The organism is Priestia megaterium, assembly GCF_041941685.1.
In the GTDB taxonomy this organism is placed as follows: domain Bacteria; phylum Bacillota; class Bacilli; order Bacillales; family Bacillaceae_H; genus Priestia; species Priestia megaterium_C.
In genome coordinates this window covers 3,924,435-3,939,829 of the sequence record NZ_CP130958.1, presented here as the reverse complement: position 1 = coordinate 3,939,829, position 15,395 = coordinate 3,924,435, and the positions used below count along the sequence as shown (strand labels likewise).

Sequence of the window (15,395 nt, the reverse complement as noted above, 5' to 3'; positions counted from 1 at the left end):
GGTGAAAAAAGAAACAACCTTCATGAAGAGGTTGTTTCTGTTGTTTGAGCAGGGAATTCATTGTAAACATTTAATAAATGATCTAATTCTTGACTATGTTTAATAGCAGGTGGAGAGTTTAATCCACTTACTCGGACTATGCGGATGAGTTCTTCTCGTTTCTTTTCAATCGCTAATAGAATATCTTTTTTTGCCAATGCTATGTATCCCTTCTAACAAGTCGTTTACCTAATTATACAAGATAATGGTACTATTTGAAAGAAGTGAGATAAGACAATTTGGTTACAAAATGGTAACGAAAAAGAACAAAAAAGGGAAGTGGGAAATGTGGGAGATTTAAATTTGTTTTTGGCATTTGGCGCAGGTTTTTTATCGTTTATTTCACCTTGCTGTTTGCCTTTGTACCCAGCTTTTTTATCGTACATAACCGGAGTATCAGTTAGCGAGCTAAAGGAAGGCGCTAAGTCACATCAGCGAAAAGCTTTTATTCACACAGCTTTCTTTCTGCTTGGGTTTTCTATTATTTTCATTATGATTGGTTTTGCGACGTCCTTTATTGGTCAGTGGTTTTTTAACTATAAGGATTTAATTCGGCAGATTGGCGCTATTCTTATTATTTTCTTTGGTCTAGTTGTACTAGGGATTTTTAAGCCTCGCATTCTTATGCAAGAACATAAATTTCGATTCGCAAATAAGCCGGCTGGTCTCTTAGGTTCTTCTTTCATAGGCATGGCTTTTGCTGCGGGCTGGACTCCTTGCACGGGACCTATTTTAGTATCGGTTATGGCGCTTGCAGCGACAAACCCAGGCTCCGGTCTTTTGTACATGATAACTTATTCACTTGGGTTTTCTATTCCATTTTTTATTATGACGTTTTTTATTGGGAAAATGAACTGGTTAAAAAAACATATGAATTCCATGATGAAAGTTGGCGGATACGCAATGATTGGCATGGGATTTATTTTGTATTTTGACTGGATGACAAAAATTATTATTTATACAACGAGCGTATTCGGAGGGTTTACGGGCTTCTGAAAAGGGAAAGTGATACAAAAAAGAATCTGGGAATTGGCAGATTCTTTTTATTTTTTAAAAGACAAAATAGTTACTTTCGCTCTTAGGAAATATAAAAGAATATGATGTAAAAAAATATATAGAAAAAATTTATTTTTACTATATCTTCTATAAATACGGAGTGATACAATGAAATCGTCATATTTTTAATTGTTAAAAAGAGGTGTATAAATTGAAAGATATTTTGTTAATCTTGCTTTTGCAACTGATCTATGTACCGATCTTGACGCTGCGCACAATTTTTTTAGTCAAAGGTATGAGTATGTATGCCTCGGTTTTTGGATTTGTTGAAGCGTTAATTTATGTATTCGGCTTATCCCTTGTATTTTCAGGAGATCAAAGCACGCTTGCTATGGTTGTATATGCAGTTGGGTTTGGAGTGGGAATTATCCTTGGAAGTTATATCGAATCTAGACTTGCTATCGGATATACAACATTCTTAGTTAACCTTATGACCAAAAATGAAGAGTTGATTAACCGCCTTCGACAGGAAGGTTTTGGTGTTACTGTTTACCAAGGAGAAGGAAGAGACAGTGCACGCTATAGATTAGACATTTTAACAAAAAGAAGTAGAGAAGAAGAGCTATTAGCATTCATTGAAGAATATGAGCCTCGTGCTTTCATTATTTCATACGAGCCGCGTAAATTTAAAGGCGGGTTCTTACTAAAAGCAATGAAAAAGCAAAAACAAAAGCAAAAAGCAAAAGCAGGTATCACCTCTACTAAATAAAAACAGAAGATATCCTCTTCTGTTTTTTGTTGCACTTTTACTTCTGATGTTTTTTGGATTATAATATAAGTAAACACTAAACTATAGTAAAGGAAGGATTTCATTGGTTATTGCTTCAACACTTGTCGCAATTTTTATGGCTTCTTTCATATTAGTTGTTCGAATGAAAGCTGCTGATAAACCAACGAATGCAAAAAAAATTATACTTCCGCCTTTTTTTATGAGTACGGGAGCGTTAATGTTTATCTTTCCAATGTTTCGAGTAACGGGTGCAGAACTGCTTGAGGCGTTAATCGCAGGCATGATTTTCTCAATCCTGTTAATTAAAACGTCTAAATTTGAAATTCGTGACGATCATATTTACTTGAAGCGTTCAAAAGCTTTTGCATTCATTATTATTGGTTTGCTTATTATTCGAATTGCAATGAAAATATATTTAAGTTCTTCAATTGATGTTGGCCAGCTTGGCGGTATGTTCTGGATTTTAGCATTTGGTATGATTGTACCTTGGCGCATTGCTATGTACACATCGTACAAAAAGCTCGAACGAAAGCTGCATAATGATCGTCTTGCTAATACAACGATATTAAACTAAAAAAGGTGGCTGCGCAGCCACCTTTTTTGATTTAAAATAAATGCTGATAGGGGACGGCATCTATCTTTTGTTTTTTTAATGTTTTTAATAAAAATTTATGATCACGTTTAGGCGTAGCTAAAATGTATCCACGTACGATTAAGTCTTCCGTTATAGAGGCTGCTTGTTCTTCAATTGCGAGTTCCCCAATTTTTCCCGCGATTTTTTGTTTAGCTACATCGCGAAATAGTTCAGGTACTGGTTCAACAAGAACGTTTAATAGCTGCTTTTGATCCGCTGACCAAAGGTGGACGGTTTTGGAAAGATAGTGATCTTGCCAATCAAGCTCAGACATGCCGTCTTCTTTTGGTAAGCGCTTTAAAAATTTCCTGAACATAAAAAATCCGCCGATAGCAAACATGCTCATTAAAAAGACAACCCAAAATAAAATAACCCATAAAAACCAGCCCTCTAGCATATTTTTCACTCCTTTATAAAGAGGTTAATCATAACATTACTATATTTATACATTTATTATAAAAGGCTTGTTCCTTTTATGGCAATATAAAATTCCTGCACTTTATGTAAGGGAAGAGTCTTTTTTGACTTATCAATAAGTTTATATAGACTTATTGATAAATGAAATATCGTTAGAATTATCTAAAAATGCTTATTTTTCAGCTTTTTAAAAGTTGGCATGTTTTTTGCATATAAACTAATTGAAGAATTATTTAATATGAGAGGAAGATAAAAAATGAGTCAAACTTTTAGCAAAGTAGCAACAAATTTACCGGGAGAAAATGCAAAGCAATTATTAGATAGAAGACACCGTGCCATTCCGAAAGGTGTAAGTTATGGCATTCCGACATTTGCTGATACGGCTGAAGGGGCGATCGTTAAAGATGTCGATGGCAATACGTTTATTGATTTCGTAGGCGCAATTGGCACAATCAATGTAGGGCACAGTCATCCAAAAGTAAAAGAAGCGCTTCACAAACAAGTAGACCGTTTTATTCACACAGGATTTAACGTAATGATGTATGAGTCATACGTAGAGCTTGCAGAAAGATTAGCAGCAATTGCACCTGGTGAATTTGACAAGAAAGTATTACTTTTAAATAGCGGAGCAGAAGCTGTAGAAAACGCAGTGAAAATTGCTCGTAAATATACAAAACGTCAAGGAATTATTTCCTTTAACCGCGGTTTCCATGGCCGTACATTAATGACAATGACAATGACAAGTAAAGTAAAACCATATAAATATGAATTTGGACCGTTTGCTCCTGAAGTATACAAAGCTCCATATCCTTATGAGTATCGCCGTCCACAAGGATTATCAGTTGAAGCATACGAAGATTTCATGATTACAGAATTCAAAAACTTCTTAAATACAGAAGTAGCACCGGAAACGATTGCAGCTGTTGTAATGGAGCCGATTCAAGGTGAAGGTGGTTTCATTGTTCCAGGTAAACGTTTTGTGCAAGAAGTGTATCAATTATGTAAAGAGCACGGAATTTTATTTGTATCAGATGAAATTCAAGCAGGATTTGCACGTACAGGCCGCTACTTCGGTATTGAACATTTTGACGTTGAGCCTGATTTAATTACGGTATCAAAATCACTAGGAGCTGGCGTACCAATCAGCGGTGTCATTGGCCGTGCTGAAATCATGGATGAATCTAATCCTGGTGAGCTTGGCGGGACGTATTGTGGAAGTCCTCTTGGATGTGAAGCAGCCTTAGCTGTACTTGATATCATTGAAGAAGAAAAGCTAAACGAACGCGGTGAGTACCTTGGAAAAGTGGTAACATCACGATTTGAAAAACTAGCAGGGAAATATGACTGTATCGGTGATATTCGCGGATTAGGAGCGATGTCTGCGATTGAGCTTGTGAAAGACCGTGAAACAAAAGAAGCGGACAAAGAGCTTACACAGCGCATCGTAAAAGAAGCAAACAAACGTGGATTATTATTGCTTAGCGCAGGAGTATTTGGAAACGTTCTTCGTATCTTAATGCCAATTGTTATTACGGATGAGCAGCTAGAAGAAGGCTTAGCTATTTTTGAAGCAGCACTAGAAGCAAGCGTACAGCAAACGGTTGAAGTATAAGTGAAATTGTGGCATGAGTGAAGAGAGAACTCTTCACTCATTCTTCATGAATCACAAAAAATGGGTATGTTTGGACACTCTATTTATAGATTTTTCATTTTCTGATAAAATAAAATAATAATTATTTTTTGACGAAAAGGTGATTCAAATGACCATTCATAAAAAGCATATTCAGAAAATTAACGATGAACTTTACGATATATTTGAGTCATCATTTGATGAAATCTTTGTAACTGATGCAAATGGATATGTGTTAGTTGTAAATTCAGAGTGTGAAAAAAACTATGCTTTGAAAGTGGAAGATTTTATTGGAAAGCACGTAAAAGAACTGCAGGAAATGGGTATTTTTTATCCTTCGGCCACGCTAAAAGTGATTGAATCTAATCAAGCAATTGAATTGGTTCAAAAAACAAACTCCGGCCGGTATCTTCATGTGCGGACAAGGCCGGTATTTACAAACGACGGACATTTAAAAAGCGTTATTAGCTATTCTCGGGATCTCACAGACTTAATGGAATTAAAACGAAAAGTAGAAGAGATGGAAGAACAGCTTGAAAACTATAAAAAAGAGTTAAACGAAGCCGTGGATTTAGAAGGCATCGTGACAAAAAGTGAAGCGATGAAAAAAGTTTTTTCAACCATTCAACGAGTTGCTTCTGTAAATACAACCGTTCTTTTACTTGGAGAAACAGGGGTAGGAAAAAGCAGAGTAGCAAAACTGCTTCACCAGCTTAGTACAAGAAAACAGCAGCCGTATCATGAGCTTAATTGTGCAGCGCTTCCTGAACAGCTTATTGAATCAGAGCTATTTGGCTATGAAGGCGGTACGTTCACTGGAGCATTTCGAGAAGGGAAAAAAGGAATCATTGAGCTTTCAAACGAAGGCACGCTTTTTCTAGATGAGATTGGTGAACTTTCTCTTTCAGCACAAAGTAAGTTGCTCCACGTGCTGCAAGACCGTACAATTCGTCCTGTGGGCTCAACAAGAGCAGTATCAATAGACGTACGAATTATTGCTGCTACGAATCAAAATCTAGAACAAATGGTGGAAGAAGGAAAGTTTAGACGTGATTTGTACTATCGACTTAATGTAGTGCCGATTACCATTCCTCCTTTACGAGAGCGAAAAGAAGATATTCTGCCGCTTGTCTATCAGTTTCTTCACCATTTTAATACGGCATACGAACGTAATGTACGTTTATCACCAAAGGCGTTAGATGCGTTTTTAGGACAAGAATGGAAAGGAAACGTTCGTGAAGTGGAAAATATCATTGAGCGTCTGGTCGTTACAGGGGAAGAAATGATTACGCTTAAAGATTTGCCTTTTGCAAAAGAGTTTGCTATCGATCCACCTGTGCATACGCTTCCTGAAATGATTGAACATGTGGAAAAAGAGATGGTCATAAAGGCGTTTGAACAGCATAGGTCATCTTACAAAGTAGCAGAACAGCTTGGTATTAGCCAATCACAAGCCAGTCGTAAAATTCGAAAGTACGTTTCGGACAGCACAGAACATTGAGTAGATAAATTTAAGCAGGGAGTGAAGAAATATGAAGCAAGCAAACTTATATATTAACGGAGAATTTGTTTCAGCAAGTGATACATACGAAGTGGTGAATCCAGCAACAAATGAAGTAGTGGCTGCTGTTGCAAAAGGTGGAGAAAAAGAAGCGAAGCTAGCAGCAGATGCTGCCTATGAAGCGTTTCAAACATGGTCTAAAAAAACTGCAGAAGAGCGCGGTAAATTATTATTTAAATGGCATCAGCTGATTGAAGAACACACCGATGAACTTGCTGAAATAATGACAGTCGAGCAAGGCAAGCCTCTTAAAGAAGCAAAAGGTGAAATTGGCTATGCCAACGGATTCGTTTCATGGTACGCAGAAGAAGGCAAACGCATTTACGGAGAAACAATTCCAGCTTCTTCTTCTAATAAACGATTATTTGCTCATAAGCAGCCTGTGGGAGTCATGGCAGCTATTACGCCTTGGAACTTCCCGGCAGCTATGATTACACGTAAAGTAGCGCCAGCTTTAGCAGCTGGATGTACAGCGGTTATTAAACCGGCAGAACAAACGCCACTAACGGCTCTTCGTCTAGCAGAGCTGGCACAAGAAGCGGGTATTCCAAAAGGCGTAATTAATGTAGTTACGGGAGATGCAAAAGCGATTGGAGAAGCGTGGCTTCAAGATGGACGTGTACGTAAACTATCGTTTACGGGCTCTACAGAAGTAGGTAAACTGTTAATGCGCGGAGCAGCTGATACGGTTAAAAAAGTGTCTTTAGAATTAGGCGGACACGCTCCGTTTATCGTAACAGCAAATGCTGATTTAGATAAAGCAGTAACAAATGCAATTGCTTCTAAATTCCGTAACGCTGGTCAAACATGCGTATGTACAAACCGCATCTACGTGCACGAGTCTATTGCTAAACCGTTCGCAGAGCAGTTTGCAGCGGCTGTTAGTCAGCTGAAAGTCGGAAACGGCTTAGAAGAAGGTACGGATATCGGACCTCTAATCGATGAAAAAGCGTTAGAAAAAGTAAAGCGCCACTTAGACGATGTTGTAGCAAAAGGTGGAAACGTCTTAACTGGAGGGGCTGTACGCGAAGAGGGAAGCGGACTGTTTGTTGAACCTACGGTTGTAGATGGTGCAACGGACGATATGCTTTGTATGTACGAGGAAACATTCGGGCCAATTGCTCCAATTGCGACGTATCAAACAGAAGAAGAAGTTATTCGCCGTGCAAATAACTCGCCTTACGGATTAGCAGCCTATGTGTTCACTGAAAATATTTCAGAAGCTATTCGTATTGCTGAAGCTTTAGAATATGGTATTGTAGGGCTAAATGATGGACTACCTTCTACACCACAAGCGCCGTTTGGCGGCTTTAAAGAAAGTGGGCTTGGACGTGAAGGCGGACATTACGGAATTGAAGAATATTTAGAAGTAAAATATATTTCTTTAGGCTTTTAACAAAAAGTGATTTCGCTTTCCTGCGAAATCACTTTTTTAGTAATAGTACACGTGGGGAATTTGTGCATGTATGGATTGGAAATTCATGAATGAAAAACAAAATTCTTCTAGAGTACAGCATTCGAGATCTTCGCAATCGTGAGAGTTAAAAAAATCTTCAAGTATAGTTACCTCCACGTCTTTAAATAACCAGTGGCGTTCAGCATCCTCGAAATTGCGGCGATAAACCTCACTTAACCCATAGAAGTCGAATATATCTTCTAGCTGCTTCTGTTGCATAGCCATCCCTCCTCTTCCTAGTATAAGAAAAAGAAAGAGATATTAAACAAGCCGTCATACTACTTTGTTTTTTTTATAAAATCTCGTATAGTTAATAGTAATGACAAGCAAAGGAGTTTCGGTATGTTTACATATATCACGTTATTTGGTTTTCTTGGATTCGCTGTGTATTCGAGTACGTGGATTTATTCTATTGTCAAAAAAGATGGAAGAGCAAAGAAAAATGGAAAGGGTACTCTTATTAGTTTTCTTGTGATGCTTATCGGGTTAGTCGGTCTGCAGCTTACGTAATCATAGATTATTTTGACATTTTTACCACCTTCACTTATAGTTAACGTTGGGCGAACGTATGTGTGATTTTGATCACAGTGCTTGCCTTAAGTTGAAAAAGAAAGAAGGTGGCATATTTGAGATATCACACACATATTGCAACATCGATTGCTGCCGGTGCCGGCGTGGCTATAACAGGAGACGCTTCGTTTACATTTCCTTATGTTGTAGGCATCGCGATTGGAGCACTGCTTCCTGATATTGATGAACCAAATTCATATATTGGTAGAAGATCTCTTGGTCTCGCAAAAATAATTAAATCTATTTTTGGACACCGGGGTATTACGCATTCTATTCTTGCAAGTGGACTTATTTTTTATTTACATACGATGTATGACAATGACTTTACATTAGGAATAGCCTATGGATACGCTTTTCATATTCTTGGAGATTTCTTTTCTAAACGAGGGGTACCTTTTTTCTCACCTCTTAGCAAGAAGAAGTTTAAGCCTCCTTTAACATACGAAACAGGTAGCGGAGCAGAGACGCTCATCTTTTACCTGGCAGTGATAGGAAGTTTCTATATGCTTTATAAGTATCAGCTGTACACCCAGCTGTTTTAAAGGAAGAAGAGGCTGGGACAAAAGTATGTTAGCCAAGGTAAATGACGAACTATTGATCAAAATGTTTGATTGGTGGTTCGTTTTTTATTGGAATGGTGAACGTAGGTCTCATCTGTTTAGTTGCTTCTAGCGGTTGATTGGAGGGCAAGGCGAAGACTCCTGCGGGAAAAGCGGCCTAGATGAGGCCCCGCAGGAGCCTAGCTACGAGAAGGCTCATCGCCCGCCCGCGGAAAGCGAAGCCTTGTACGGATATCAACAGCGGTGTAAAAGGCTATTTATACTAGAGCATTTACCTAATTTGCTCGTCTTTAAATGGAAGTGATTTAGTTATGTCTCAACCTCTCTTTTAGGCTTCCACTACGTAAAGTCCAGTCGTTTTCATAGGAAGGGTAATGGTAATACTTGTACCGTCATTTTTTTCACTGGATACATGAAAAAAACCATTATGTTCATTAATAATTTTGTTGCAAATTGTTAGTCCCAGGCCTATTCCTCGTTCTTTTGTTGTATAAAAAGGCTCTCCTATATAAGGGATACGCTTTGAATCAATTCCACATCCATTGTCTTTTATCACAATGCACAGCGTTTCTCTAGCTGATTTTTCAATCGATACCGCCAGCTTGCCGCCGCTTTCCATCGAATCAATGGCATTTTGTATAACATGAATAAATACTTGGGTTAGCTGTGTTTTTTGTCCACTAACGAGCAGGGGATGTTCTTTTGGATAATGGCGAATGATGTGGATGTTTTTGACTCCAGTAGCCGGTTCAAATTGCTTTAATACCTCATCTAACAAGTCGGTAATAACAAGGTTGTCTGTATATAAGTACTCTTGTTTAGCTAAACTCATAAACTCTGTGATGATATGTTCAATTTGTGAAAGTTCATGCTGAATGAGATCTCGATAAATCATTATTTTTTTCGGCTGCTGTGTCTCACTGAATAGTTGTACAAACCCTTTAATGGTTGTCAAAGGATTTCTAACCTCGTGTGCGATACTTGCAGCAAGGTGACCGATGACAGAAAGTTTTTCTGAATTCTGGATCTTTTTCTCTGCTTGTCTTTTTTCTGTTACGTCTCGTGAGACAAATACAAACCCTTCGATTTCTCCAGTGGATGTAATAATTGGAGCGCCTTTACATTCTAATAAAACGATGGTGCCGTTCACGTGAAACTTTCGGTATTCAAACGTGGAGGCATCTTTTGTTTTGCTCATGTTAGCTAAAATAGTCGAGATTATGTGTTTGTCTTCGGGATACGCATTGATAAGCACATGTTGTCCAATAAGCTCATCAGGATAAACGCCTAACGTTTTAGCGTAAGAAGGAGAAGCGTATTCATAAATGCCATCTTCAGTAATAGCACATACTAAATCATGGGTATGAGATAAAATAGCTTGATGCTTTGGTTCATTGTCATCCGTAATGATTCGATCTTTTAATGGATAAAAAAGCTGATCTTCTTGGTTGGCGAAGGTGTGCCGAACTTGAGTGCCGCACATTCTGCAAAAATTATAATCTTCCTTATAGTTACAAGAAGGACAAACGGGCATCGAATCACTCCAATCAGATCTATGCAATGAGAGAGTTCCCAAGCATATATAATCATTATTATATATTCAAATTATAGGAAAAAATATGAAAAATCAAATGTGCTATAGAGAGGGGAAATGGGCTTGAAAACCCTATAAAGAGATTTCAAATACATGTTTTTAGTTGCAAATAGATAAGAAAGGGAATTTTTTACACGTTTAAAAAATTCAGCATATCAAATAAGAGGCGTGATTTACCTCTTATTTGATATGCTGATAATGCTCTAGCGCTCGCTCTCTAGCTGCTTTATGATCGACAATTGGAGCCGGGTATGTTTTATTAAGTGTAACGTTTGCTTTTTCTAATACGTCTGCTGGGGCCTCCCAAGGTTTATGAATATAAGAAGAAGGAATATCTTTAAGCTCTGGAAGCCACTTTTTAATATATTCTCCTTCTTTATCAAATTTTTCTGATTGAGTAATTGGATTAAAAATACGAAAATATGGCGCGGCGTCTGCCCCCGAGCCTGCAACCCACTGCCAGCCCATTGTATTATTAGCTAAATCTGCGTCTACTAAGGTATCAAAAAACCAATTTGCTCCGTGTTTCCAATGAATTAAAAGGTGCTTTACTAAAAAGGAAGCAGCTACCATTCGAACTCGGTTGTGCATAAACCCTGTTTCCCACAGCTCCCGCATTCCGGCATCGACAAGGGGATAGCCGGTTTTTCCATTTTTCCAAGCTTGAAGCTCTTCATTGCTGTCAGCCCACTGAAATTGCTTGAATTTTTCATTAAGCGGTTCACTTGTAGTGTGCGGGAAATGATAAAGCAACTGATAAGCAAAATCTCTCCATATAAGTTGACGAATAAACATTTCAGCTTGCTGTTCAAAAGCATCAGAACGTACTTTTTCAGCTTTAGTTCTCAAATAATGATAAAGGACGCGAGCTGAGAGCTGTCCTGTAGCGAAATAAGGAGATAGAAATGAATTTAATGCTTCAGCAGGAAAATCTCGTCCTTTTTCATAATGAAGCAGCTTATTCTTTAAAAACGTTTTGAAGACATCAATAGCGCCTTTTTCCGTAGCTTCCCACGTCGACTTAATCGTTTCATCCCACGGTATGCTTGGAAGCAAATCGAGATCTGAGACTGAAAGAGATTCAACCGGTTTAGAGGAGGCCTGTATGGAAGTAACTTTTTTTACAGCAGAAGATACTGAATGTTTTTGAGAAGCTTTATAATAAGCTGTAAATACTTTATAAGGATCTCCATTTTCTTTTGTGATTTTCCAAGGTTCATGAAGGAGAAACCCCTCAAATGTGCGAATATTTATTTGTTGCTCTGAAAAAAAAGCTTGAAGCTCTTTATCTCTTTTTGGCCCATGTGGTTCATAGCGTCTATTCCAATAAATATCTTGTGCATTCGTTTCATGAAGTAATTTTTGTAACACATCTTTAGGGTTTCCTTTTTGTACAATCAGCGTTCCTTTTATTTTTTCGATCGAGGTTTTAAAGTCATTCAGCGCATGGTGAAGCCACCATTTACTTGCACTTCCCATTGAGCTGTCTTCGTAGTCGTCATGAATATAAACAGGTACAACCATTCCTTCTTTAGCTACGTGAAACAGAGCTGGGTTATCAACCAGCCGAAAATCTTTTCGAATCCATACGATAATGGTTTTATTCATCATGTGCCACCTTTCTATCTGCAATTTGCCTCGATTATAGCTTTTTTTTATACGTTCTACAATTTTGAATGTGTAGAAAGCCTATTTTCTTATGGACGAATTTCAGATCGATGGTAAAAAGAATAACGTAAACAGAGTAAGAGAATGGGAAGGAGCCCTTAAAAATGAGAAATTCGTATGGAATGAAACAAACCGGACAACCGATATCCAATCCATATATGCAAGCAGCACCTAAACCTGCTAAAATGCCGCCTATGCCTTCTGCAAAAGAAATGCAGGCAATGCCAATGCAAGAAGGCGCAAATCAAATGCCAATGCACGGAGAAATGCCGCCGATGAAAGATGCAATGCCGTCGATGCATGGAGGAATGAATCAAATGCCAATGCAAGGCGGAATGCCGCCGATGCAAAAAGAAATGAATCAAATGCCAATGTACGGAGAGCTACCGCCAATGCATGAAGGAATGGGTCAAATGCCGATGCAAGACGGAATGCCGCCAATGCACGGAGGAATGGGTCAAATGCCAATGCAAGACGGAATGCCGATGCATGGAGGAATGGGTCAAATGCCGATGCAAGGTGGAATGCCGCCAATGCACGGAGGAATGGGTCAAATGCCGATGCAAGGTGGAATGCCGCCAATGCACGGAGGAATGGGTCAAATGCCGATGCAAGGTGGAATGCCGCCAATGCACGGAGGAATGGGTCAAATGCCGATGCAAGGTGGAATGCCGCCAATGCACGGAGGAATGGGCCAAATGCCGATGCAAGGTGGAATGCCGCCAATGCACGGAGGAATGGGTCAAATGCCGATGCAAGGTGGAATGCCGCTAATGCACGGAGGAATGGGCCAAATGCCGATGCATGATTGCGGATGCCGCGATTTCTCAGCACCAGTTGGTCATCAGCAGCCTCATTCTTTAAATGATTGGATGTTCACGCAACAAACAAATCCACGCTCTTTTTAATAAACCCTTTACCCTAGATAAAAGGGATGTATTTTTGAATCTTTAGTATAAATATAGAATTTTATTAATTGAAACGTCATGAGAAAAAGAATAGTTCTTACTCTTTTTCCATGACATTCAATTTTTTGAAAATATTAATCACATCTTTTGGGTGTTTTCTTAAATAAGAGAGTTTGGTAGAGTTTTTTAAGTATAAATACAGGGAAAAGAAGGTAAAAGCTCTATATTAAAGGGGAAAGGGTGTTTTTAGAATGATATTAGAAGTCACAGCTGCAACCTTACATGATGCTAAAGTTGCCCAGGAACATGGTGCCGATCGTATAAGCCTTGTAACTGGAATCGGTGAAGGCGGCTTAACCCCAAGCTACGGTTTGATGAAAAAAGTGAAAGAAACGATACATATCCCAATATTTGTGATGATTCGTCCACATAATCAATCTTTTCAATATGATGAAGATGATTTGCAAACAATGATTGAAGATATTCACTATGCAAGAGAAATTGGCATTGATGGAATTGAAATAGGCTGTTTAACAGAAGACAAAATTATTGATGAGCAAGCTTTAAAGCGACTGCTGGATGCGGCAGGAGAAATGAATGTAACGTTCCACTTAGCATTTGATGAAATCAGTGATCAAGAAAAGGCGCTTGAAACGCTTTTAAGCTATAAGCAAATTCAGCGTGTCATGACTTCAGGAGCGGATAAAAGTGCGCTAAACGGTATTCCTCATATTAAAAAACTGTTAAGAAAAATGAAAGATAAAGATATTATTTTAATCGGGACAAAAGGGCTGAAACCTGAAAATCTTCAAGCGTTCTTATCCGTTACTCCCGTGAAAGAAATTCGTATTGGTTCAGGGGTTCGAGTGAATTGTCAATATACGAAACCGCTTGACCCAAGGAGTGTAAAAGCTGCAAAAGAAACGATGAATAAGCAAAAGTAACAGAAGTGCTACAAGGAATTGTAGCACTTTTTTATTTGGAAATAGAAAGGGACTTATTACATAGTTTTCCCTAAATGGAAAACACCATAAAACCCTTTGAATCCTTGCTACATAAGAGAAATGCTGCGTTTTTTCGACTTTAAAGTGAAATAGGAATAATTTCATATTTTCAGAATAATCATTGACAGTGATAATCATTATCATTTATTGTTGTAATTGTTAATGAAAATCATTATCAATTGAACAAACAGGAGGATATGATATGTCAACGTCAACGAAACAACTTACATCAAACGAAATGCTGCTTGCTATGCAAAATGAACGTGAATCCAATGCAAGGTCTTATCCTAGACGGCTTCCTATTGCAATTAAACAAGCAAAAGGCGCCGTGATCACGGATATGGATGGAAAAGAGTATATTGATTGTTTAGCAGGAGCCGGCACGCTTGCTCTTGGTCATAACCATTACGTAGTTCATGAAGCAATACAAGACGTTTTAGCAAAATCTATTCCTTTACATACATTAGATTTAACAACGCCTGTGAAAGAAGCTTTTATCGATGAAGTATTTGCTAGTTTACCAGAAGAATTTGCAAACAAAGCGAAAATACAGTTTTGCGGTCCAACTGGAGGAGACGCAATTGAAGCAGCTTTGAAGCTTGTAAAAACAGCAACAGGTAACCGAACGATTTTATCTTTTCAAGGGGGATATCACGGCTCCACGCACGGAACGTTAAGCATTAGCGGTACAACGAGTCCCAAAAAGCACATTCATGCGCTAGTACCTGATACACATTTTCTACCTTATCCATATGAATACCGCTGCCCGTTTGGCGTGGGTGCTGAAGGTCACACTTACATTAGTACATACATTGAAAATATGCTGGATGATCCTGAAAGTGGAATTGTGACTCCGGCGGGTGTTGTAGTAGAAATTGTACAAGGAGAAGGAGGCTCTGTTCCGGCGCCGATTCCATGGTTAAAAGAGCTTCGCAGAATCACAAAAGAACGAAACATTCCGCTTATTGTAGATGAAGTTCAAACTGGAATTGGACGAACAGGAAAGCTGTATGCATTCGAACACGCTGATATCGAACCGGATGTATTAGTGCTATCTAAAGCAATTGGAGGCAGCCTTCCTTTATCAGTCGTTCTGTATGATAAAAGGCTGGATCAATGGGAAGCGGGTGCACATATCGGCACCTTTAGAGGAAATCAGCTTGCGATGGCTACAGGACAAGCCACTCTGCAATTTATAAAACAAGAAAACTTACCTGCACATGCTCATGAATTAGGAGCTTATATTCAGAGTCAGCTAAAACATATTCAAAAGCAAGTATTCTCAATTGGTGATGTACGCGGAAGAGGTTTGATGCTGGGCGTTGAAATCATAGACGCAACAAAGCCGGCTAATAAAATCGGCAGTTATCCTGCAAACGGTGAGTTAGCTAAGCTGATTCAAAAAGAATGTTTTGACAGAGGCGTCATTTTAGAAGTGGGTGGAAGGCATGGTGCTGTTATTCGTCTGCTTCCTCCATTAATTTTAACGAAACAACAAACCGATGAAGTGTTAACAAGATTTGAAGAAGCGATAAAAGCAGCAGAAGAGAAGTGGGTGAATAAATAAA

General features: G+C 38.6%; 17 protein-coding genes. 12 read left to right on the top strand and 5 right to left on the bottom strand.

Annotation, left to right across the window (positions count from 1 at the left end; translation table 11 throughout):
- Window positions 1-20: 20 nt before the first annotated feature.
- Entirely contained in the window at window positions 21-197 is a 177-nt protein-coding gene (locus Q5794_RS20960) for an aspartyl-phosphate phosphatase Spo0E family protein (RefSeq protein ID WP_013084718.1), read from the bottom strand.
- 130 nt (window positions 198-327) lie between these two features.
- Between Q5794_RS20960 and Q5794_RS20955 the strand changes: the two genes are divergently transcribed.
- From Q5794_RS20955 to Q5794_RS20945, 3 genes are all read left to right on the top strand, one after another.
- A complete protein-coding gene (locus Q5794_RS20955; RefSeq protein ID WP_192996290.1) occupies window positions 328-1,035 on the top strand; it encodes a cytochrome c biogenesis CcdA family protein in 708 nt (235 codons plus the stop codon).
- A 211-nt stretch (window positions 1,036-1,246) separates the two neighbouring features.
- The gene (locus Q5794_RS20950) at window positions 1,247-1,804 is read left to right on the top strand and encodes a DUF2179 domain-containing protein (protein WP_116075865.1); all 558 of its coding nucleotides are present in this window, start codon (window positions 1,247-1,249) and stop codon (window positions 1,802-1,804) included.
- Window positions 1,805-1,907: 103 nt separating this feature from the next.
- Window positions 1,908-2,399 (top strand): CcdC family protein, encoded by a 492-nt coding sequence (locus tag Q5794_RS20945; protein WP_013058766.1) that lies wholly within the window; start codon window positions 1,908-1,910, stop codon window positions 2,397-2,399.
- Between the two features lie 31 nt (window positions 2,400-2,430).
- On the opposite strand, the gene Q5794_RS20940 is transcribed toward Q5794_RS20945, so the two are convergent.
- Window positions 2,431-2,856, bottom strand: a complete 426-nt coding sequence (locus Q5794_RS20940; RefSeq protein WP_013058765.1) for a DUF2621 domain-containing protein — start codon at window positions 2,854-2,856, stop codon at window positions 2,431-2,433.
- A 276-nt stretch (window positions 2,857-3,132) separates the two neighbouring features.
- Between Q5794_RS20940 and gabT the strand changes: the two genes are divergently transcribed.
- The 3 genes from gabT (at window position 3,133) to Q5794_RS20925 (ending at window position 7,463) form a co-directional block, all read left to right on the top strand.
- Entirely contained in the window at window positions 3,133-4,488 is a 1,356-nt protein-coding gene (gene gabT / locus Q5794_RS20935; protein ID WP_192996292.1) for a 4-aminobutyrate--2-oxoglutarate transaminase, read from the top strand.
- Window positions 4,489-4,636: 148 nt separating this feature from the next.
- Window positions 4,637-6,007 carry a sigma-54 interaction domain-containing protein gene (locus Q5794_RS20930; RefSeq protein ID WP_374988404.1) on the top strand — a complete coding sequence of 457 codons (1,371 nt, stop codon included), beginning with the start codon at window positions 4,637-4,639 and terminating at the stop codon, window positions 6,005-6,007.
- A 31-nt stretch (window positions 6,008-6,038) separates the two neighbouring features.
- Entirely contained in the window at window positions 6,039-7,463 is a 1,425-nt protein-coding gene (locus Q5794_RS20925) for an NAD-dependent succinate-semialdehyde dehydrogenase (RefSeq protein ID WP_192996295.1), read from the top strand.
- 36 nt (window positions 7,464-7,499) lie between these two features.
- Here the strand turns inward: Q5794_RS20925 and Q5794_RS20920 are convergent, their stop codons facing one another.
- On the bottom strand, window positions 7,500-7,748 hold the full coding sequence (locus Q5794_RS20920) for a hypothetical protein (protein WP_192996297.1): 249 nt from the start codon (window positions 7,746-7,748) through the stop codon (window positions 7,500-7,502).
- A 117-nt stretch (window positions 7,749-7,865) separates the two neighbouring features.
- Between Q5794_RS20920 and Q5794_RS20915 the strand changes: the two genes are divergently transcribed.
- The 3 genes from Q5794_RS20915 (at window position 7,866) to Q5794_RS20905 (ending at window position 8,957) form a co-directional block, all read left to right on the top strand.
- On the top strand, window positions 7,866-8,033 hold the full coding sequence (locus Q5794_RS20915; protein WP_014458527.1) for a hypothetical protein: 168 nt from the start codon (window positions 7,866-7,868) through the stop codon (window positions 8,031-8,033).
- Window positions 8,034-8,149: 116 nt separating this feature from the next.
- Window positions 8,150-8,635 carry a metal-dependent hydrolase gene (locus Q5794_RS20910; protein ID WP_025750238.1) on the top strand — a complete coding sequence of 162 codons (486 nt, stop codon included), beginning with the start codon at window positions 8,150-8,152 and terminating at the stop codon, window positions 8,633-8,635.
- A gap of 133 nt (window positions 8,636-8,768) precedes the next feature.
- Window positions 8,769-8,957, top strand: a complete 189-nt coding sequence (locus Q5794_RS20905; RefSeq protein ID WP_214984661.1) for a hypothetical protein — start codon at window positions 8,769-8,771, stop codon at window positions 8,955-8,957.
- 24 nt (window positions 8,958-8,981) lie between these two features.
- Here the strand turns inward: Q5794_RS20905 and Q5794_RS20900 are convergent, their stop codons facing one another.
- The gene (locus Q5794_RS20900) at window positions 8,982-10,214 is read right to left on the bottom strand and encodes an ATP-binding protein (RefSeq protein ID WP_251033882.1); all 1,233 of its coding nucleotides are present in this window, start codon (window positions 10,212-10,214) and stop codon (window positions 8,982-8,984) included.
- A 213-nt stretch (window positions 10,215-10,427) separates the two neighbouring features.
- On the bottom strand, window positions 10,428-11,855 hold the full coding sequence (locus Q5794_RS20895) for a cryptochrome/photolyase family protein (protein WP_374989243.1): 1,428 nt from the start codon (window positions 11,853-11,855) through the stop codon (window positions 10,428-10,430).
- Between the two features lie 164 nt (window positions 11,856-12,019).
- Between Q5794_RS20895 and Q5794_RS20890 the strand changes: the two genes are divergently transcribed.
- The 3 genes from Q5794_RS20890 (at window position 12,020) to Q5794_RS20880 (ending at window position 15,394) form a co-directional block, all read left to right on the top strand.
- Entirely contained in the window at window positions 12,020-12,823 is an 804-nt protein-coding gene (locus Q5794_RS20890) for a hypothetical protein (RefSeq protein ID WP_374988403.1), read from the top strand.
- A gap of 251 nt (window positions 12,824-13,074) precedes the next feature.
- Window positions 13,075-13,767 carry a copper homeostasis protein CutC gene (locus Q5794_RS20885; protein WP_214984459.1) on the top strand — a complete coding sequence of 231 codons (693 nt, stop codon included), beginning with the start codon at window positions 13,075-13,077 and terminating at the stop codon, window positions 13,765-13,767.
- Window positions 13,768-14,029: 262 nt separating this feature from the next.
- Entirely contained in the window at window positions 14,030-15,394 is a 1,365-nt protein-coding gene (locus tag Q5794_RS20880) for an aspartate aminotransferase family protein (RefSeq protein ID WP_214984460.1), read from the top strand.
- Window position 15,395: the final 1 nt, after the last annotated feature.

Excerpts from the sequence above, each read along its gene's own strand:
- Q5794_RS20940 (WP_013058765.1), bottom strand. The coding sequence starts at position 2,856 with ATGCTAGAGGGCTGGTTTTTATGGGTTATTTTATTTTGGGTTGTCTTT.
- gabT (WP_192996292.1), top strand. The coding sequence starts at position 3,133 with ATGAGTCAAACTTTTAGCAAAGTAGCAACAAATTTACCGGGAGAAAAT.
- Q5794_RS20930 (WP_374988404.1), top strand. The coding sequence starts at position 4,637 with ATGACCATTCATAAAAAGCATATTCAGAAAATTAACGATGAACTTTAC.
- Q5794_RS20925 (WP_192996295.1), top strand. The coding sequence starts at position 6,039 with ATGAAGCAAGCAAACTTATATATTAACGGAGAATTTGTTTCAGCAAGT.
- Q5794_RS20920 (WP_192996297.1), bottom strand. The coding sequence starts at position 7,748 with ATGGCTATGCAACAGAAGCAGCTAGAAGATATATTCGACTTCTATGGG.
- Q5794_RS20915 (WP_014458527.1), top strand. The coding sequence starts at position 7,866 with ATGTTTACATATATCACGTTATTTGGTTTTCTTGGATTCGCTGTGTAT.
- Q5794_RS20895 (WP_374989243.1), bottom strand. The coding sequence starts at position 11,855 with ATGAATAAAACCATTATCGTATGGATTCGAAAAGATTTTCGGCTGGTT.
- Q5794_RS20890 (WP_374988403.1), top strand. The coding sequence starts at position 12,020 with ATGAGAAATTCGTATGGAATGAAACAAACCGGACAACCGATATCCAAT.
- Q5794_RS20885 (WP_214984459.1), top strand. The coding sequence starts at position 13,075 with ATGATATTAGAAGTCACAGCTGCAACCTTACATGATGCTAAAGTTGCC.
- Q5794_RS20880 (WP_214984460.1), top strand. The coding sequence starts at position 14,030 with ATGTCAACGTCAACGAAACAACTTACATCAAACGAAATGCTGCTTGCT.